18 protein-coding genes are annotated in these 18104 nt (G+C 51.0%); 17 read left to right on the top strand and 1 reads right to left on the bottom strand.

The window, feature by feature from the left end; translation table 11 throughout:
• Nucleotides 1-4: 4 nt before the first annotated feature.
• From rffA to KJS42_RS04925, 12 genes are all read left to right on the top strand, one after another.
• A complete protein-coding gene (rffA, locus tag KJS42_RS04980) occupies nt 5-1147 on the top strand; it encodes a dTDP-4-amino-4,6-dideoxygalactose transaminase (RefSeq protein WP_213622174.1) in 1143 nt (380 codons plus the stop codon).
• 23 nt (nt 1148-1170) lie between these two features.
• Nucleotides 1171-2148, top strand: a complete 978-nt coding sequence (locus tag KJS42_RS04975) for a ketoacyl-ACP synthase III (RefSeq protein WP_213622173.1) — start codon at nt 1171-1173, stop codon at nt 2146-2148.
• Nucleotides 2149-2188: 40 nt separating this feature from the next.
• Nucleotides 2189-2425 (top strand): acyl carrier protein, encoded by a 237-nt coding sequence (locus KJS42_RS04970; protein WP_213622172.1) that lies wholly within the window; start codon nt 2189-2191, stop codon nt 2423-2425.
• A gap of 2 nt (nt 2426-2427) precedes the next feature.
• Complete coding sequence (locus KJS42_RS04965) at nt 2428-3486, top strand: 3-oxoacyl-ACP synthase III family protein (RefSeq protein ID WP_213622171.1); 1059 nt, start codon at nt 2428-2430, stop codon at nt 3484-3486.
• A gap of 11 nt (nt 3487-3497) precedes the next feature.
• Nucleotides 3498-4244, top strand: a complete 747-nt coding sequence (locus tag KJS42_RS04960) for an SDR family NAD(P)-dependent oxidoreductase (RefSeq protein ID WP_213622170.1) — start codon at nt 3498-3500, stop codon at nt 4242-4244.
• Nucleotides 4245-4267: 23 nt separating this feature from the next.
• Entirely contained in the window at nt 4268-4795 is a 528-nt protein-coding gene (locus KJS42_RS04955) for a GNAT family N-acetyltransferase (protein ID WP_213622169.1), read from the top strand.
• A gap of 259 nt (nt 4796-5054) precedes the next feature.
• Complete coding sequence (locus KJS42_RS04950) at nt 5055-5252, top strand: cold-shock protein (RefSeq protein ID WP_114497214.1); 198 nt, start codon at nt 5055-5057, stop codon at nt 5250-5252.
• A gap of 119 nt (nt 5253-5371) precedes the next feature.
• Nucleotides 5372-5884, top strand: a complete 513-nt coding sequence (locus tag KJS42_RS04945; RefSeq protein WP_244868385.1) for a VanZ family protein — start codon at nt 5372-5374, stop codon at nt 5882-5884.
• Between the two features lie 136 nt (nt 5885-6020).
• The gene (hpf, locus tag KJS42_RS04940) at nt 6021-6572 is read left to right on the top strand and encodes a ribosome hibernation-promoting factor, HPF/YfiA family (RefSeq protein WP_155608215.1); all 552 of its coding nucleotides are present in this window, start codon (nt 6021-6023) and stop codon (nt 6570-6572) included.
• 222 nt (nt 6573-6794) lie between these two features.
• Nucleotides 6795-9302 (top strand): preprotein translocase subunit SecA, encoded by a 2508-nt coding sequence (gene secA / locus KJS42_RS04935; protein WP_213622167.1) that lies wholly within the window; start codon nt 6795-6797, stop codon nt 9300-9302.
• A 132-nt stretch (nt 9303-9434) separates the two neighbouring features.
• A protein-coding gene (prfB, locus tag KJS42_RS04930; protein WP_155608213.1) for a peptide chain release factor 2 occupies nt 9435-10545 on the top strand; the annotation gives its coding sequence in 2 pieces (ribosomal slippage) (nt 9435-9506 and nt 9508-10545; 1110 coding nt in all).
• 45 nt (nt 10546-10590) lie between these two features.
• Nucleotides 10591-11484: a YitT family protein gene (locus KJS42_RS04925; RefSeq protein WP_155608212.1), complete on the top strand. Its 894-nt coding sequence runs from the start codon at nt 10591-10593 to the stop codon at nt 11482-11484.
• Between the two features lie 220 nt (nt 11485-11704).
• Here the strand turns inward: KJS42_RS04925 and KJS42_RS04920 are convergent, their stop codons facing one another.
• Nucleotides 11705-12406, bottom strand: coding sequence for a PIG-L deacetylase family protein (locus KJS42_RS04920; protein ID WP_213622166.1), 702 nt, complete (start codon nt 12404-12406; stop codon nt 11705-11707).
• A gap of 232 nt (nt 12407-12638) precedes the next feature.
• Between KJS42_RS04920 and argC the strand changes: the two genes are divergently transcribed.
• From argC to argF, 5 genes are all read left to right on the top strand, one after another.
• A complete protein-coding gene (gene argC, locus KJS42_RS04915; protein ID WP_213622165.1) occupies nt 12639-13691 on the top strand; it encodes an N-acetyl-gamma-glutamyl-phosphate reductase in 1053 nt (350 codons plus the stop codon).
• Nucleotides 13692-13730: 39 nt separating this feature from the next.
• Nucleotides 13731-14966, top strand: a complete 1236-nt coding sequence (argJ, locus tag KJS42_RS04910) for a bifunctional glutamate N-acetyltransferase/amino-acid acetyltransferase ArgJ (protein ID WP_213622164.1) — start codon at nt 13731-13733, stop codon at nt 14964-14966.
• Between the two features lie 68 nt (nt 14967-15034).
• Complete coding sequence (argB, locus tag KJS42_RS04905; protein WP_155608209.1) at nt 15035-15820, top strand: acetylglutamate kinase; 786 nt, start codon at nt 15035-15037, stop codon at nt 15818-15820.
• 64 nt (nt 15821-15884) lie between these two features.
• Nucleotides 15885-17126: an aspartate aminotransferase family protein gene (locus KJS42_RS04900; protein ID WP_213622163.1), complete on the top strand. Its 1242-nt coding sequence runs from the start codon at nt 15885-15887 to the stop codon at nt 17124-17126.
• A gap of 4 nt (nt 17127-17130) precedes the next feature.
• Complete coding sequence (gene argF, locus KJS42_RS04895; RefSeq protein ID WP_213622162.1) at nt 17131-18093, top strand: ornithine carbamoyltransferase; 963 nt, start codon at nt 17131-17133, stop codon at nt 18091-18093.
• The last annotated feature ends 11 nt before the right edge of the window (nt 18094-18104 follow it).

Genomic DNA, 18104 nt, shown 5'->3' with positions numbered 1-18104 from the left:
CAAAATGATACCTTTTAATGTCCCGGCAGTGACTGGTAATGAAATGGAGTATATTGTTGATGCAATAAAAGAATCGAAGTTATCGGGAGATGGAAAATACACTAAGCTATGCAGTCAATGGCTTGAAGATTATTTTAATACGCCAAAGGCACTATTAACAACTTCTTGTACTCATGCCTTAGAAATGGCTGCAATCCTGGCAGATATACAACCGGGTGACGAAGTCATTATGCCATCATATACCTTTGTGTCAACTGCAAATGCATTCGTCCTTAGGGGGGCAAAGGTAGTATTTATAGATATTCGACCAGATACCATGAACTTGGACGAAACATTGATTAAATCTGCCATAACTTCAAGGACGAAGGCAATCGTTCCGGTCCATTATGCAGGGGTTACTTGTGACATGGATAGTATAATGGAGATAGCCAATCAATACAATCTGGTAGTTATAGAAGATGCAGCCCAAGCTATGATGAGCCAATATAAAGGCCGTTATGCAGGCACAATTGGTCATATTGGTTGTTTTAGTTTCCATGAGACAAAAAACTATAATTGTGGTGAAGGTGGAGCAATTTTATTAAATGATGCTAGGTTTATAGAAAGGGCCGAAATAATTAGGGAGAAGGGAACCAATAGATCTAGATTCTTTAGGGGGCAAATAGATAGATATTCCTGGGTAGACTTAGGTTCTTCGTACTTACCGAGTGAATTAAATACAGCCTTTTTATATGGTCAGTTTCAACAAGCTCAGAATATTTATGTTAATCGGTTTAAGAGTTGGAACCAGTATTATGAAGAGTTAAAGCCGTTAGCTGAAAAAGGTCTCATTGAACTTCCGGTTATACCACGGAATTGTGAGCATAATGCGCATATGTTCTACATCAAGACAAGGGATTTGTCCGAAAGATCAAAGCTTCTAGAGTATCTAAAAGACCACGGAATTCTTGCAGTGTTTCACTATGTTCCTCTGCACTCTTCCGAGGCAGGGCGGGTTTTCTCCAGATTTTTGGGTGAAGATGTTCACACCACCCGGGAAAGTGAGCGCCTCACAAGACTACCAATGTTTTATGGTCTCAAAGCAGAAGAAATTTCGAGAGTAACGGGTCACCTCTTTTCTTTTTATAAAAGCCAACGACATTGGTAGGTTCCTGAAGGGGGAGGAGAGATATGGTAACAGGTTTTATTAAGTCTATTGAATATTATTTACCGACTAATATCCTGAAGAACGATAATAAGATTGCAAAAAAAATTGGGATATATGAACGTAGAGTAGCGGATAACACTGAGTATGCTTCAGATATGGCTATCAAAGCTGCTGAGAAATTGTTCGATGGAGGTGTGGTCAAACGAGAGGATATTGACTTATTAATCTATTGTACTCAATCTCCAGATTATATATTGCCGAGTACAGCCTGTTATATCCACGACAGATTGAGACTGCCAATTCATTGTGGAGCATATGACTATAATTTGGGTTGTTCAGGGTACGTATACGGGTTAGCAATGGCGAAAAGCTTTATAGAAAGTGGACTGGCAAGTCATGTATTATTATTGACTGCCGACACTTACAGTAAGTACTCAAACCCTAAGGATAGAAGTGTTTATCCGATTTTTGGTGATGCTGCAACGGCTACACTAATCTCATCTCGTGAACATGATAAGATAAACATAGGGCCTTTCGTTTTTGGATCGGATGGAAGCGGGGCACAGAACCTTATTATTCCGGCAGGGGGATTCAGAGAACCTGTGACATTAGATTCATTCGTAGAAAAGGCTGATGAATATGGAAACATACGCAATAGATGTAACTTATATATGAATGGACCCGAAATATTCAATTTCACTTTGAGGGAAATCCCATCGGTTGTTGAAAAACTGCTGGAAAAGAGCCAGGCTTCGTTAGATGAATATGATTATTTTGTTTTTCATCAGGCAAATCTGTTTATGTTAGAGCACTTACGTAAGAAACTAAAAATTGATGTCGCAAAGTTTTCTATTCAGTTGTCCGATATAGGTAATACGGTATCTTCTTCTATCCCAATTGCATTAAAGAGAGACTTAAATAGTATTCAACCGGGAAGTAGGGTCATGCTTGTTGGTTTTGGTGTCGGCTATTCCTGGGCTGCGTGCTCGATTCGTTTGTAGCACCGACTAATTTCTGCTTACTTATGAGGAGGAGTAAATTATGACAATTAATGAATTTATCAATGAGTTTGAGGAAAGTGTACTTGATGTTCCGCAGGGCACAATTCAATTAGAAACAGTACTAGCAGATGTCGAGGAATGGGACTCCATGGCAAGGGTAGCACTAAATGCTGTATTAGATACTCACTTTGGATGTACTTTAAATTCGGAAGAATTAAAGAGTATTGTAACTTTTTCTGACATTGTCGCTAAATTGGATAGTAAATTTGAGGGCTGATAATGACAACCCAAAAAATTGATCGAGCAAACATTGCAGGAATATGTTGTGCATTGCCGGGGGAAGCAATTGCAATTAATGATTTAAACTCATCACACAATGAAAAGGAACTGAAGAAATTCACTAAAATGACTGGAGTTCAAACAGTATACCGAGTCCAGAAGGGGCAAACCACCTCTGACTTATGCCTTGCAGCTGCGGAAAAGCTTCTGGCTGATTTGAAATGGGATAGATCTTCAATTGATGGATTAGTTTTTATCAGTCAAACGCCCGACTATGTCCTGCCGGCAACTTCCTGTATTCTTCAGGATAAATTAGGACTATCTACATCTTCTTTCGCTTTTGATATTAACTTAGGGTGTTCTGGTTTTGTATATGGAACATGGATTGTTAGTAAACTTTTAAGCCCGACTTGCAGGCGCGTGCTCTTATTAAATGGCGATACATCAAGTAGAATAATATCTCCTGAGGACGCCTCAGTTAGCCTGTTATTTGGGGATGCAGGTGCAGCAACAGCGTTTGAGTATAATGAGAATGCTACTAAAAGCTCTTTCATTTTAGGAACGGATGGATCTGGATATAATCGTTTAATAGTTCCAGGAGGAAGCGGGAGAAACCCAAGAGATTCTCAAACGCATATTCGTAAACAGGACCATGATGGAGTTATTCGATCTAAGGATGATCTCTATATGAACGGTATCGAGATATTTAACTTTACACTGAAAGAAGTTCAGCCTCTCATTCAATCCATTCTTGATGTTCACGGGTGGTCAGAAGAAGATGTGGATTATTATATTTTACACCAAGCTAATAAATTTTTGCTTGAACAGCTGACCCGTAAATTTGGAGTGAGTAAGGAAAAAGTTCCCATTAACATTCAGGACTATGGCAATACAAGCTCGGCATCAATACCGTTAATGCTTGTTGATGTACTAAAGGAACGTAATCCGCAAGATAAGGACTTGAATCTCGTACTAGCTGGTTTTGGTGTAGGACTTTCATGGGCTGCTGCTGCAATAAATATTAGCAAAACCATTTGTTCAGATCTGGTGTATGTCTAGGGGGGGGTCACATGCAGCATCCGTTTGGACTTGAGGATAAACTTATTCTTATCACAGGAGCCTCATCAGGGATTGGTGAGGCTTGTGCTGTTTTATTATCTCGGTTGGGAGCAAGACTGATTCTTAATGGAAGAAACCAAGAACGATTGGAAAATGTTCATGCTAAATTAGAGAGCCCGACAAAGCATCGTTTAGCACCATTTGATTTGCAAAGTGTGGAGGATATCCCTGACTGGATAAAGAGCCTCCTCGTCGACAGAAATCTCAAACTCGATGGACTGGTGCATTCAGCTGGAATTAACAAGATGTCCTCTATCAGGTCTACGAGTTTAAAACAGATTAACGAGGTTTTTACTACCAATTTATACTCAAGCATTATGCTGATGAAGGCTTGCTCCAGTAGATCTTTAACCAACGACAACAGTTCGTTTGTGTTTATCTCATCTATTGCAGGCCAAATAGCCGCCCCAGGTAACTCGATTTATGGGGCAAGCAAAGCAGCTATGAACTCCATGATCAAATCAGCCGCGTTTGAGCTTAGCCCAAGGATTCGAGTAAACGGTATTGCTCCAGGTTTAATCAATACTTCACTTTTATCAAATACGCCTAATGAGCATTATAGTTATTGGATGTCAAAACATCTTCTGGGAATCGGTGAACCAGAGGACGTAGCGAATGCGGTTGCTTATTTGATGTCAGAAAAATCTAAAAAAGTTACTGGTACCATTTTGACGGTGGACAGTGGAAGTACGATATAACATATGTTTTCAGGAGTGTTTATATGAAGTTGGGTAAGGTTAGTTTAGTACCACTACAAAAAGAGGATATTGAGTTAGTTAGACGATGGAGAAATGCTAAGCATATCCAAGAATATATGTCCTATAGAGAACATATAACCTCCCAAATGCAAGAAAAATGGTTTGAGTCCTTAGATAAAACAAAGAATTTTTATTACATTATTCTTTTTGAGAACAAAAAAATTGGACTTAGCAATATTAAGAATATCGATTGGGAAGAAAGATGTGGCGAGGGCGGAATATTTATCTATGATGTCAATTTTCAAAACTCAGTTGTGCCATACATGTCCTCATTGCTGATTACTAAACTTGCCTTTGAGGAGTTAAAATTTAACTATACCTACATTCATGTTTTAAAATCAAATAAGAGAGCCATTCGATTTAATAAATCGCTTGGATATCTACTAGCACCTAATCAAGAAGATGTGGAGAATCAAAAGTATACTCTTACCAAAGAAAAGTATGAAGTTACCTTCAAGCAACTCGAAAAGATAGTGTTGCAATCAATATAAGTAGTATTGTGATACAAAGTTGGCAAGCAACTGTTTTGCCTTGCTGATTCACATTCCACTATCATGGTTAAAAAGGGCTAAGTGAAGGTACCTCTCGACATGGACTTCGACACCATTCCGACAAAATTTTACAAATTCCTTACAGTAAAACCTTTTCCTTGGTAATTGACACTGGATAAGTTCGGGTGGTATAGTCAGACATGTGAGGCTTGGCTACAAGGATCACACTCTTATTTGATAACGAAGGGAATGTTAGTGCATGCAAGGTAAAGTAAAATGGTTCAACGCAGAAAAAGGCTACGGTTTCATCGAAACTGAAGAAGGCGGCGACGTATTCGTACACTTCTCCGCGATCCAAACTGAAGGCTTCAAAACGCTGGAAGAAGGCCAATCCGTCGAGTTCGAAATCGTTGAAGGCGCTCGTGGTCCACAAGCCGCTAACGTAATCAAACTGTAATCATCCGGCACAGCCGACCTACATATGAACGGTACGATGGTTAACAATTGAAGATTCGCTAGCAAACACCCCGGGGGAACCCGGGGTTTTCTTATGTATTCATTTTACAAACAAACGAGGTGACCCCCTTGCACAACCTTCAACCCTGGCTGCGTTGGCTGCCGGCGATCGCGATGATGGCGATCCTGTTTGGGTTCTCGTCTCAATCGTATCAGGAGCAGTCCCTAGTGCCCGATATCGAAAAGAACACCTCCGACCAATCGATCGCCGACCGGTTCGGCGGGATCCGGTTTAGCTACGGCGGGCATGAAATCAGCGTGGATAGCGTGGGCGGGGCAAGCTTCATCGAGTTCTTCATCCGCAAGGCGGCGCATTTTGGCAGCTATGCCCTGCTGGCTGCTCTACTCGTTTACGCCATGGGCGGGAATGCACGGAATAACGGCGGACGGCGATACGTCTACGCGATTCTGATCGCGTTTCTTTACGCCTGCACGGACGAGCTGCATCAGAGCTTTACTCCGGGACGGACGGCGATGGTGCAGGATGTGGTATTGGATACGATCGGGGCGGCGTGCGGCGCCTTGTTCACGATTTTGTTGAATCGCTGGCGGGGAGCCGGTAAACGCCGCTGAGCCTGACCGCACGGGACATTTGCTGAACTGCATGCATTTTTTATTGATGCCGGGGTGCTTTACGACCCCTTAACACTTTTTACTTTGCCTTTACGCCATGGTATAATGAAGGTGCAAAGCAAAGGAGGAGTGCCCTATGAATTTTAGTATTCGAGGACAGCAGATTGAAGTGACTGAGGCCTTGCGTGACTACGTAGACAAGAAGCTCAGCCGGCTTGACAAGTACTTTGATGCACCCCCCACCTCAGACGGTACTGTCACATTAAGTGTGGTACGAGGTTTGCACGCGGTCGAGGTTACGATTCCTCTGATCGGCGTTGTGCTTCGCGCGGAGGACCGCAGCGACGACATGTACGCATCCATGGATGCTGTTGTGGACAAGCTTGAACGTCAGATCCGCAAGCACAAAACGAAAATCAACCGTAAGCTGCGTCAGAAAGGCGCCAAGAACAGCCTTTTTGTAGAAGGCGCGACTGCAGGCTCCGTGGCGTTGGATGAAAGCGATGATGAGCTGGAAGTGGTCCGTACGAAACGCTTTACCTTGAAGCCGATGGACGTCGAGGAAGCGATTTTGCAAATGAATATGGTAGGACACAACTTCTTCGTTTTCTCAAACATCGACACCAAGGAAGTCAACGTCGTCTACAAACGGAATGACGGCAAATACGGTTTGATTGAACAGGATTAACTCCCAGCGGATCGTACATTGATGACGATTGGTTGAACCAGGTGGTAATTCCTGTGATCCTAACGCAAAGGAAACGAGCCTTATCCGCCCGCGGATAAGGCTCTTTATTCGTATACAAAGGCGCTTTACTGCAGTGCAGGCGTGACGGGGCGTGTTGCGGCATGCCTTACAAACTGTTACAATTTAGGCAAATCATCTGTTTATGCGTGAAAGGGGTAAATCATGCTGGGAATAGTAAAAAAGATTTTTGGCGACACGAACGAACGTGATGTCAAACGTCTTATGAAGACGGTAGATTATATTAATACATTGGAGCCACAATTTGAGGCACTTTCGGACGAGCAGTTGCAGGCGAAAACCGCCGAGTTCCGGGAACGGATCGAGAAGGGCGAAACGCTGGATGATCTGCTGCCGGAAGCTTTTGCCACGGTACGGGAAGCTTCCAAGCGTACGCTGGGTATGCGTCACTTCGACGTGCAGTTGGTCGGGGGGATGGCGCTTCATGAAGGTAGAATTGCTGAGATGAAAACCGGTGAAGGGAAAACGCTGGTCGGAACCCTGCCGGTTTATTTGAATGCGCTCCTGGGGAAAGGCGTTCATGTCGTTACCGTCAACGACTATTTGGCACAACGCGACAGCCAGCAGATGGGGCGGATTTACAACTTCCTCGGCATGACGGTTGGGGTGAACCTGAACGGCATGGAGCATGAGCAGAAGCAGGAAGCTTATGCTTGCGACATCACGTACGGGACGAACAACGAATTCGGGTTCGACTACCTGCGTGATAACATGGTGCTTTACAAAGAACAGATGGTACAGCGGCCGTTATATTTTTGTATCATTGATGAAGTGGACTCCATTCTCATCGATGAAGCGCGGACGCCGCTCATTATTTCCGGCCAAGCTCAGAAATCGACCGAGCTGTATTATGCAGCTGACCGGTTCGTAAAGACCCTGACGCCGGAAGAAGATTACACCGTAGACATTAAAGTCAAGGCCGTTTCGCTGACCGAAAAAGGGGTCGCCAAAGCGGAGCGCGTCTTCGGCATTGATAACCTGTATGACCATAAACACGTTACGCTGAACCACCACGTAGTGCAGGCGCTGAAAGCGAACGTCATCATGCGCCGCGACGTGGATTACGTCGTGACGGAAGACGAAGTGCTGATCGTCGACGAATTCACCGGCCGGATCATGCAAGGCCGCCGTTACAGCGACGGTTTGCACCAGGCCATTGAAGCCAAAGAAGGCATCGAGGTTCAGAACGAGAGCATGACGCTGGCCACGATCACCTTCCAGAACTACTTCCGGATGTACCGCAAGCTGGCCGGAATGACTGGTACGGCGAAGACGGAGGAAGAGGAATTTAAGAAAATCTACGGCCTCGAAGTGCTGCAGGTGCCGACCAACCGGCCGAACCAGCGCCAGGATATGGCGGACGTCGTCTATAAGAGCGTCGACGGTAAGTTCAAGGCAGTCGTAGAAGAAATCGTAGAACGTTATAAGAAAAATCAACCGGTGCTCGTCGGTACGATCTCCATCGAGAACTCCGAGCGCGTATCGGAAATGCTGAAACGCAAAGGCGTTCAGCATAAAGTGTTGAACGCAAAATATCACGCGGAAGAAGCCGAAATCATCTCCCGCGCCGGGGAACCGGGCTCCGTGACCATCGCCACCAACATGGCGGGCCGCGGTACCGACATTTTGCTTGGGGAAGGCGTGGCCGATTTAGGCGGCCTGCATATCATAGGTACCGAGCGCCATGAATCGCGCCGGATTGATAACCAGCTTCGCGGCCGTGCCGGCCGTCAGGGCGACCCGGGTTCCACGCAATTCTACCTGTCGCTGGGCGACGAACTGATGAAGCGGTTTGGTGCGGATAACGTGCTGAACATGATGGACCGCCTTGGCTTCGAGGAGGACCAACCGATCGAGAGCAAGATGATCACCCGCGCGATCGAATCCGCGCAAAAACGCGTCGAAGGCAATAACTTCGACGTACGTAAAGTCGTCCTGCAGTATGACGACGTAATGAACCAACAGCGCGAGATTATCTACAAACAGCGCCGTGAGCTGCTGGAATCGGATAACATCAAGCAGATCATTCTCGATATGATCAAGCCGGTTATCGAGCGGGTTGTTGAAGCGCATACCGCTGACGAGCTGCCAGAGAACTGGGAACTGCAAGAAGTTGCCGATTACGTGAACAGCAAGCTGCTGGACGAAGGCTCCGTAACCAAAGACGATCTTTGGGGCAAAGAACCTAATGAGATGGTCGAGTATGTTTTTGAGCGTGTATTGGCTAAATACGATACCCGTGAAGAAGCCATCGGTCCGGAAATGGTTCGTGAATTCGAGAAAGTTATCGCCCTTCGCTCCGTAGACAGCAAGTGGATGGACCATATCGATGCGATGGATCAACTGCGTCAAGGGATTCATCTTCGGGCTTACGGCGGTACCGATCCGCTGCGCGAATATCAATTTGAAGGTTACGAGATGTTTAACGCGATGATCGCCAGCATCCAGGAAGAGGTTGCGACCTACATCATGAAGGCACAGGTCGAATCGAACCAGGAACGTCAAGCGGTTGTGGATGAGGACAAAATCTCCACAAGCGGCGAACCGGCTGAGAAACGTCCGGTCAAACGCGGCGACACCATCGGACGTAACGACCTCTGTCCGTGCGGCAGCGGGAAGAAGTACAAACACTGCCACGGCCAAAACGCTTAAAAGGTCATCTTTTGATCGCAAAGTAAATTGCAAGGCCTGAAGCAAGATTCAGCGGGTGGCCTGGGAATCCCCGGGTCGCCCGTTTTTGCCCGTTTGGGCTGCGAATTCGAAGAAAGAAAGGGGATCCAACGTATGATCGATCCAAACGTGAAACAGGACATGCGCGAAATCGCGAAGAAATTAACCAACCTTAGGGGGTCTCTTTGACTTAGATCTGAAGCAAGAGATGATCGCCAACTATGAGGAAAAAATGGCGGCGCCCGACTTCTGGGACGACAACGATAAAGCCCAAGGTCTCATCGCCGAGATGAATGCGGTGAAGTCCTCCGTGGACCAGTACACGGCGTTACAGAACGAATACGACGAGCTGGAAATGATGGCCGAGCTCGCCGACGAGGAAGGCGACGAATCGCTGGCTGCGGAGATCGGCAGCTCCGTCACCTCGCTTGTGAAGAAGCTGGAGGAGTTTGAACTCCAGTTGCTGCTCAACCAGCCCTACGACAAAATGAACGCGATTCTCGAGCTGCATCCCGGCGCCGGCGGCACCGAGTCCCAAGACTGGGGCCAAATGCTGCTGCGGATGTACACCCGCTGGGCGGAGAAACGCGGCTTCAAAGTCGAAACGCTGGACTACCTGCCGGGCGACGAAGCCGGGATCAAGAGCGTTACGCTGTTGATCAAGGGCTACAACGCCTACGGCTACTTGAAGGCGGAGAAAGGCGTGCACCGCCTGGTGCGGATCTCGCCGTTCGACGCTTCCGGACGCCGGCATACGTCCTTCGTCTCCTGCGACGTTGTGCCGGAGATTAGCGATGACGTGGAAATCGACATTCGCACGGAGGATTTGAAGATCGACACGTACCGCGCCAGCGGCGCCGGCGGTCAGCACATCAACACGACCGACTCGGCGGTGCGGATTACGCACATTCCGACGGGGATCGTCGTGACGTGCCAGAACGAACGCTCGCAGATCAAGAACCGCGAACGGGCGATGACAATGCTCCGCTCCAAGCTGTACGAACGCAAAATCGAGGAGCAGCAACGCGAGCTGGACGAGATCCGCGGCGAGCAATCGGATATCGCCTGGGGCAGCCAGATCCGCTCGTACGTTTTCCACCCGTACAGCATGGTTAAGGATCACCGGACTTCCGTGGAGACGGGTAACGTCGGCGCGGTGATGGACGGGGATCTGGACGCTTTTATCGACGGTTATCTGCGCAGCCAGATTAAGACGGAGAGCTAATCGGCGGGAGCACCCAACGCATCCCACATGTAAGGAGGGGCAGGAATGCCGCCGAAAGTTCGTAAACGCCGATTACAAGAATATATTCCGGTCACCGGACCGGTTCGCCACACGTTGGACACGGTGATGATTATCGTTGGCTCGTTAATTACGGCCTTGGCATTCAATCTGTTTCTGGTGCCCAGCAATATTGCCTCGGGTGGGGTATCAGGGATCTCGATCATCGTTCAATCGCTGTTAAGCATCGAGCCGGCCTACACCCAGTGGGCTTTGAACATTCCGCTGTTTATCGCAGGTTACCTGCTGCTCGGGCGTGATTATTCCATCCGTTCCTTGCTCGGCACCGTGGTGTTGCCTTTCTTCGTCTTTTTGACGCGAGATATGCCCGTGCCAACGACGGACCCGCTGTTGGCTTCCTTATATGGAGGCATCGGCGTAGGGCTTGGTTTGGGGATCGTGTTCCGGGGCCGGGGATCCACCGGCGGGTTGTCCACCCTGGCGCAAATTATCCAAAAATACAGCGGCCTCAGCCTCTCCGTCTGCGTCGTGATGATGGACGGAATCGTGATCGCGTTGGCAGGATTTCTGCTATCCCCGGAAAAAGCGCTGTACGCCCTGATTGGCCTGTATATCACAGGCAAAATCATCGACGCCATTGAGATGGGCTTCAATTATACGAAGGTCGCTTACATCATTGCGGAGCGGACGGAGGAGATTTCGCAGGCGGTGTTGACCCACCTGGACCGAGGACTCACCAAGCTGGACGGTCGCGGCGGTTACACCGGGGATGCGCGGACCGTGTTGATGGTCGTCGTCGGGCAAAGCGAAGTGACGCGGCTGAAGACGCTGGTGCAGACGCTGGATCCGACCGCTTTTGTGATCATTACAAATGCTCATGAGGTGTTAGGCGAAGGGTTCAAAAGAGTGCAGGGCGAGTAACATCGCCTCACCAAGGGGAGTCTCTTTATCGCTCCTTTGCACCATTATCCCTTTTGATAAGGGGAACTGGACGGACTGCACGGAGTTTAAACAAGCCGGGTTTGTCGGTCGACCCAGAGATCTGATCGAACGGGATAATCATGCAAAGTCCCCGCACAGTAAGTCCTATACCTCTCGAACAATGGAAAAAACCGTCCGAAGAAGCTCGGACGGTTTTTTGTTATAGCAAGTCGTCGTAGATCGAGGACTCGTTTTTTTGCGGATACTTTACGCCTCGTTCCCAGACCAACTCAAACGACTCGAACTGGTGGCCGGGCGGAATTGCAGGGCCCAACGGGCCAAACACCCGCTCCACGCTCCAAATTTGCGATTCATGGGCGGCCAGTGCTTGGCGTTTGGCTTCCCAGCGATTACCGGCTTCCACGCGCAATACGCTGGAATGATCCGAAGAATACGATCCCAATTGGTTATAGTACAGCTTCTGTACGGAAGGCGATTGGCCGCCAAACACGACCTCATTCACGGCATGATGGATCACGATATGGTCCGGATGTCCGGATAGGCCGTCCTCCGGAAACGTGACCACCACCTCGACCTGATGCCGTTGCAGAAAGTCGGCGATCTTCTCCTGCAGCATAGCCGGGTCTGCCTCCTTCAGCTTACCGTCGGGCAGCCCCAACTGCTCAACGACAGAGATGCCCAGGATCGCTGCAGCTTTGTCCAATTCCTTGTCTCTTCGGGCAGCCAGCTGTTCGCGTGTCATTTCTCCTAAATGCCCGGTTTTACCGGCGTCTCCCCTAGTCGCCGTCAGCAGGACGGCGGTGCCCCCCTCATCGGCGATTTGCCGGATTAGATAAGAACAGCCAAATGTCTCATCATCGGGATGAGCGTATACGAATGCGATGGTTTTACCGGTCGTCATGTTGCATCTCCTCCTTCATCTGCGGTCTATAAGGACTCCCTCTTACTATACTTGATTCGGGCCCTGCAATAAAAGCCGGCGATGGGAAGCCTGACATGGGAGGGGAATTTTTTTGCGAGAGTTGTTGTATTTATATAAGTTCAGCCGTATAATAATACATATTTACTTCGGAATAATGCATATTGTTGATTTCATAGGCTTATCCATCGGGAGAGAAAGCGAGGTAAACGTCGTGAATGGGGAAAAAGTAAAAGTAGCCATCGTCGGTTCCACGGGGTATGGGGGCGTGGAGCTGATTCGTTTTTTATGGGGACATCCGCATGCCGAGATCGTGTCGGTCATATCCGTCTCCAGCGCCGGAGAGCCATTGACGGACGGATTCCCGCATTTGTCGGAGATTATCGTTCAACCGTTGGACGGCTTGAATCCGGAGGAGCTCGCGGCGAAGGTCGATGTGGTGTTTACCGCAACGCCGTCCGGGGTCAGCGCTAAGCTGGTGCCCCAACTGCTTGGGGCGGGGCTGAAGGTGATTGACTTGTCCGGCGATTTTCGGCTCAAAGACGGTCGTGAATACGAGGTTTGGTATAAACACGAAGCCCCAGCGGAAGAATGGCTTACCCAGGCCGTGTACGGCCTAGCCGAAATTTATGGTGACGAGGTGAAGGGCAAGGAGCTGGTCTCCAACCCGGGCTGCTATCCAACCGCAACGCTTCTCGGCTTGATCCCGGCGCTGAGCGCAGGCTGGATTGATCCGTCGAGTATCATCATCGATGCCAAGTCTGGCGTGTCCGGTGCGGGCCGGGGCATGAATTTGACAAACCACTACGCGGAAATCAATGAAAATATGAAAGTGTATAAAGTGAACAAACATCAGCATATCCCCGAGATCGAGCAAACTTTAGGCCATATCGCCGGTGAGCCGGTGACGGTGACGTTCACGACGCATTTGGTGCCGATGACGCGGGGGATTATGTGCACGATGTACGCCCAGCTTAAGGGTGCTTATACGGAGGAAGATTTGGTTCAGCTTTATCGTCAGTATTACGAAGGGCGTCCGTTCGTCCGAATCCGAGACAAAGGCAAATGGCCGGCGACCAAAGAAGTGTTCGGCTCCAACTATTGCGACATTGGCTTTGCGGCGGATGAGCGCACAGGACGGCTGACGATCGTGTCCGTGATCGACAATCTGGTCAAGGGGGCTGCGGGTCAGGCGATTCAGAACCTGAACCTGATGATGGGCTGGGAGGAAACGACCGGCTTGAAGCTGACGCCAGTTTATCCATAGGTTTATTCAACTTACACAGGCTTTTGAAAGGAGTTCGTCATGGGAGTGGTTAGTTTATTTCGTACAGCGCCGGAGGGGAGTATCACGTCGCCCAAAGGGTTCCAGGCTGGCGGGCTGCATTGCGGCCTGAAAAAGACGACGCGCAACGATCTCGGCGCGATCCTCTGCGAGGTGCCGGCGGTGGCCGCGGCCGTTTATACGACGAACGTATTCCAGGCCGCGCCTTTGAAAGTGACGCGTGAGAGCGTCGCGTCGGGGGGGCGGCGGCTGCGGGCCGTCGTCGTGAATAGCGGCAACGCCAACGCGTGCACGGGCGCGCAGGGCGAAGCCGACGCGTACGCGATGCGCGCCGCGGCGGCGGAAGCGTTTGGGCTCGGCGAGGACGAAGTCGCCGTAGCCTCCACCGGCGTCATCGGCGAGCTGTTGCCGATGGATCGGGTTCACGCCGGCATCGTGGGTTTGCCGGCGGCTTTGGCGGCGAACGGCGAGGGGGCCGAGCAGTTCTGCCAAGCGATTCTGACCACGGACCTCGTGAAGAAAGAGGTATGCGTGAAGCTTGACGTGGACGGCCGCGAGGTGACGATCGCCGGGGCCGCTAAAGGTTCGGGGATGATTCACCCGAACATGGCTACGATGTTGGCGTTCGTCACGACCGACGCCGCCATTGAGCCGCAGGCGCTGCAAAGTTTGCTCGGGCAGACGACCGACGTGACGTTTAACATGATCACGGTCGACGGCGATACGAGCACGAACGACATGCTGCTGGCGATGGCCAGCGGGCTGGCCGGCAACCGGGAGCTGTCGACCGGGCATGCCGATTGGGATGCGTTCGCTGCCGCGTTCCGCCACGTCTGCGAGACGCTGGCGAAAGCGATCGCCCGCGACGGCGAAGGCGCAACGCGCCTCGTGGAAGTGACGGTCCGCGGCGCTGTGACCAACAACTCCGCTCGCGCAATCGCCAAGACGATCGTCGGCTCAAGCCTAGTGAAGTCGGCGGTGTTTGGCGCCGACGCCAACTGGGGTCGCATCATCGCTGCGGTCGGCCGTGCCGGCGAGCCGGTCAACCCGGAGACGGTGGACATCAAGCTGGGCGACATCGTCGTCCTGGAAGGCTCACGCCCAATTCGTTTCGATGAGGAAGAGGCGCTTGCCTATCTGAAAGGAGACAGCGTGGCCATCTCCGTCGATCTGCATAACGGCACAGGCGAAGCGACCGCCTGGGGCTGTGACCTGACTTATGACTATGTCCGCATCAATGCGGCTTATCGAACCTAACGACTTCATCAGATAAATCATTAACCAGATGAGATAAACTCCGACTCCGGAAAGGAGACAACCAAGCAATGTTTGTGATGAAATGTGGCGGCAGCACGCTCGCGGAGCTGCCGAATTCTTTTTTTGCCGACCTTGTGCAACTGCAGAAGGACGGAGTAAAGCCGGTCATCGTGCACGGCGGCGGACCCGCAATTTCGGAGAACCTGGGCAAGCTGGGAATCGAGAGCAAGTTCGTCGGCGGACTGCGTTATACGACCGAGGAAGTACTGGATGTCGTGGAAATGGTGTTGGCAGGCAGTATCAACAAAACGATCGTCCGCCGCATCAACCAAAACGGCGGAAAAGCGCTGGGCTTGTCCGGCGTGGACGGTGGTCTGCTGCAGGCAAGACCCGTCGCGAACCACAAAGAGGTTGGGCTCGTCGGCGACGTGACGGACGTCAATGCTGAATTGATTGGCGGCGTGCTTGACCTCGGCTATATCCCGGTCATTGCCCCCGTCGGCATCGATGCCAACGGCGCGCAGCGCTATAACATCAACGCGGATACGGCCGCGGGTGCTGTCGCTTCCGCACTTGGCGTTTCAAGGATGATCGTTGTGACGGACGTGCCGGGGATTTTGAAAATGACAGGTACCGAAAGAAAGGTACTTGATTCGATCACCGTACAGCAAATCGAAGATATGATCTCCACCGGAGAAATTTACGGCGGTATGATCCCAAAGGTGCGCGCTGCAGTGGCCTGCATCAGCGGCAGTGTGAAGGAAGCCGTCATTGTAGGCGGCAGTGAACCTGGCGTGCTCGGCAAAGTGCTGTCTGGCGAACGCATCGGGACCCGAATTGTACGCATGGCGTAGCGAATTGGTGGGCACAGGGTTATATTAATAATTAATCATGAAGAAGATGGGAGTGGAAGATACGATGGCGCAAAGCGATCTGAAAGATGCCGCAACGGTTTCGGCAGCCGCCGCGGAAGGGAGCAACCCCAGCGCGTTGTTTCCAAGTTATGCTCGGTACCCGATTCATTTGGTCAAAGGAAAAGGCAGCTGGCTGTGGGACGACAAGGGGAACCGCTACCTCGATTTCATGAGCGGCCTTGCGGTCGCCAACCTAGGGCATGCCCCGGAGAAGGTAGCGGCTAAGGTCAAGGCGCAGCTGGATGAGCTATGGCATGTGAGCAACCTTTTCCACATCCCGCAGCAGGAAGCTGCAGCGCGGAAGCTGACGGAGATCAGCTGTGCGGACGTCGTCTTCTTCTGCAACAGCGGTGCCGAAGCGAACGAAGCGGCGATCAAGCTGGCGCGGCGCTACCATCAGAAGGTCAAAGGGACGAACCGCTACGAGATCATTACATTCGAGCAGTCCTTCCATGGCCGGACGCTGGCCACGCTGACCGCCACCGGCCAGCAAAAGGTGAAGGACGGCTACCTGCCGCTCCCTGAAGGGTTTAAGACCGTGCCTCTGCATGACATCCCGGCATTGAAAGCGGCGATCGGCCCGCAATCGGCGGCGGTCATGTTGGAGATGGTGCAGGCCGAAGGCGGCGTGTATCCGGTCGAGCCAGCGTTCGTGCAGGAGCTGGCCGAGCTGTGCAAGGCACAAGGCCTGCTGCTGATCATTGACGAGGTGCAAACCGGCATGGGACGTACGGGCGCTTGGTTTGCGCATCAGCATTACGGCATCGAGCCGGATATTTTCACCTCGGCCAAAGGGATTGCCAGCGGCTTACCGGCCGGGGCGATGCTGGCCAAGGAATATTTGCGCGAAGCGTTTCCTCCGGGCAGCCACGCTTCTACGTTTGGCGGGAACCCCGTCGTAACGTCGGCGATCATCGCGACACTGGAGACGATGCAGGAGGAGCGCATTCCGGAGCATGCCGCGGAGATGGGCGACTACTTGGTGGGTCTCCTGAAGGAGACGTTTAAGGGGGAGTCGTTTGTCAAAGAGGTGCGCGGTAAAGGCTTGCTAATCGGCATCGAATGCGCCGGCCCCGTTGGCGACATTGTCCTGCTCGGGCAAAAACACGGGCTGCTGTTCGTCACCGCCGGCCCGGATGTGATCCGCCTGCTGCCAAACCTCAAGGTGTCGAAGGAAGAGATTGACCAGGCCGTAGCGATCTTGGCCGAGGTTATCGCTGCTTATTTAGCCAAGGAGGGAAACTGAACCCATGACATTGCTGGAACCATCGAAACGCAGCAGCATGAATCTCAGCGGCCGCGATTTTATAGAACTAACGGATTACACAACCGAAGAGATCCATTATCTGATTGATTTGGCTATCGAGCTGAAGCGCAAGCAGAAGAATGGCGAAGAGTATCAACCGTTGAAAGGGAAAACCGTCGGTTTGATTTTTGAAAAATCGTCGACGCGGACGCGGGTGTCTTTTGAAGTGGGGACGTATCAGCTGGGGGGACACGCTCTTTTTCTCAGCAAAAACGATATCCAGCTCGGACGCGGCGAAACGATCGCCGATACGGCAGGTGTCATGTCGCGTTACCTGGACGGGATCATGATCCGAACCTTCGGTCATGATAAGGTGGTTGATCTGGCCCGTTATGCGACTGTACCGGTTATCAACGGCTTAAGCGATTTGGCGCACCCGTGCCAGGTGCTGGCTGACTATCAGACGCTTTACGAATATAAAGGCACGCTGCAAGGACTCAAGCTCGCCTACATCGGCGACGGCAACAACATGGCACACTCGCTGATGATCGGCGGAGCGAAGCTTGGCGTACATGTATCGGTTGCCAGTCCGGAAGGGTATGAACCGGACCCGCAAATCGTGGCGGACGCGCAAGAAATCGCCAAAGCGACGGGAGCGGTTATAGAAGTGGTTCGCGATCCGAAGGCAGCGGTTCAAGACGCGGACGCCATTTACACGGATGTTTGGGCGAGCATGGGCTTCGAGGAGGAACAGAAGGCACGCGAGTTTGCCTTCCGGGATTACCAGGTCGACGAGCAGTTGGCGCGGCACGCGAAGCCGGATTATGTCTTTATGCACTGCCTGCCGGCCCACCGGGGCGAGGAAGTGAGCGAAGGCGTGATCGACGGCGAGCATTCGATTATTTTTGACCAAGCGGAGAACCGGCTGCACGCGCAAAAAGCGCTGATGGCCGCATTGATGGGATAATTATTCGGGGA

Source organism: Paenibacillus sp. J53TS2 (genome assembly GCF_018403305.1).
In the GTDB taxonomy this organism is placed as follows: Bacteria; Bacillota; Bacilli; order Paenibacillales; family Paenibacillaceae; genus Fontibacillus; species Fontibacillus rhizolycopersici.
This window is presented reverse-complemented; position numbering and strand designations above follow the sequence as displayed.

What these genes read in the sequence shown, in the direction of transcription:
- argB (WP_155608209.1), top strand. Translation starts at nt 15,035, where the DNA reads ATGTTTGTGATGAAATGTGGCGGCAGCACGCTCGCGGAGCTGCCGAAT.
- KJS42_RS04955 (WP_213622169.1), top strand. Translation starts at nt 4,268, where the DNA reads ATGAAGTTGGGTAAGGTTAGTTTAGTACCACTACAAAAAGAGGATATT.
- argF (WP_213622162.1), top strand. Translation starts at nt 17,131, where the DNA reads ATGACATTGCTGGAACCATCGAAACGCAGCAGCATGAATCTCAGCGGC.
- argJ (WP_213622164.1), top strand. Translation starts at nt 13,731, where the DNA reads ATGGGAGTGGTTAGTTTATTTCGTACAGCGCCGGAGGGGAGTATCACG.
- KJS42_RS04960 (WP_213622170.1), top strand. Translation starts at nt 3,498, where the DNA reads ATGCAGCATCCGTTTGGACTTGAGGATAAACTTATTCTTATCACAGGA.
- KJS42_RS04920 (WP_213622166.1), bottom strand. Translation starts at nt 12,406, where the DNA reads ATGACGACCGGTAAAACCATCGCATTCGTATACGCTCATCCCGATGAT.
- KJS42_RS04925 (WP_155608212.1), top strand. Translation starts at nt 10,591, where the DNA reads ATGCCGCCGAAAGTTCGTAAACGCCGATTACAAGAATATATTCCGGTC.
- KJS42_RS04975 (WP_213622173.1), top strand. Translation starts at nt 1,171, where the DNA reads ATGGTAACAGGTTTTATTAAGTCTATTGAATATTATTTACCGACTAAT.
- hpf (WP_155608215.1), top strand. Translation starts at nt 6,021, where the DNA reads ATGAATTTTAGTATTCGAGGACAGCAGATTGAAGTGACTGAGGCCTTG.
- KJS42_RS04970 (WP_213622172.1), top strand. Translation starts at nt 2,189, where the DNA reads ATGACAATTAATGAATTTATCAATGAGTTTGAGGAAAGTGTACTTGAT.
- KJS42_RS04965 (WP_213622171.1), top strand. Translation starts at nt 2,428, where the DNA reads ATGACAACCCAAAAAATTGATCGAGCAAACATTGCAGGAATATGTTGT.
- rffA (WP_213622174.1), top strand. Translation starts at nt 5, where the DNA reads ATGATACCTTTTAATGTCCCGGCAGTGACTGGTAATGAAATGGAGTAT.
- KJS42_RS04950 (WP_114497214.1), top strand. Translation starts at nt 5,055, where the DNA reads ATGCAAGGTAAAGTAAAATGGTTCAACGCAGAAAAAGGCTACGGTTTC.
- KJS42_RS04900 (WP_213622163.1), top strand. Translation starts at nt 15,885, where the DNA reads ATGGCGCAAAGCGATCTGAAAGATGCCGCAACGGTTTCGGCAGCCGCC.
- secA (WP_213622167.1), top strand. Translation starts at nt 6,795, where the DNA reads ATGCTGGGAATAGTAAAAAAGATTTTTGGCGACACGAACGAACGTGAT.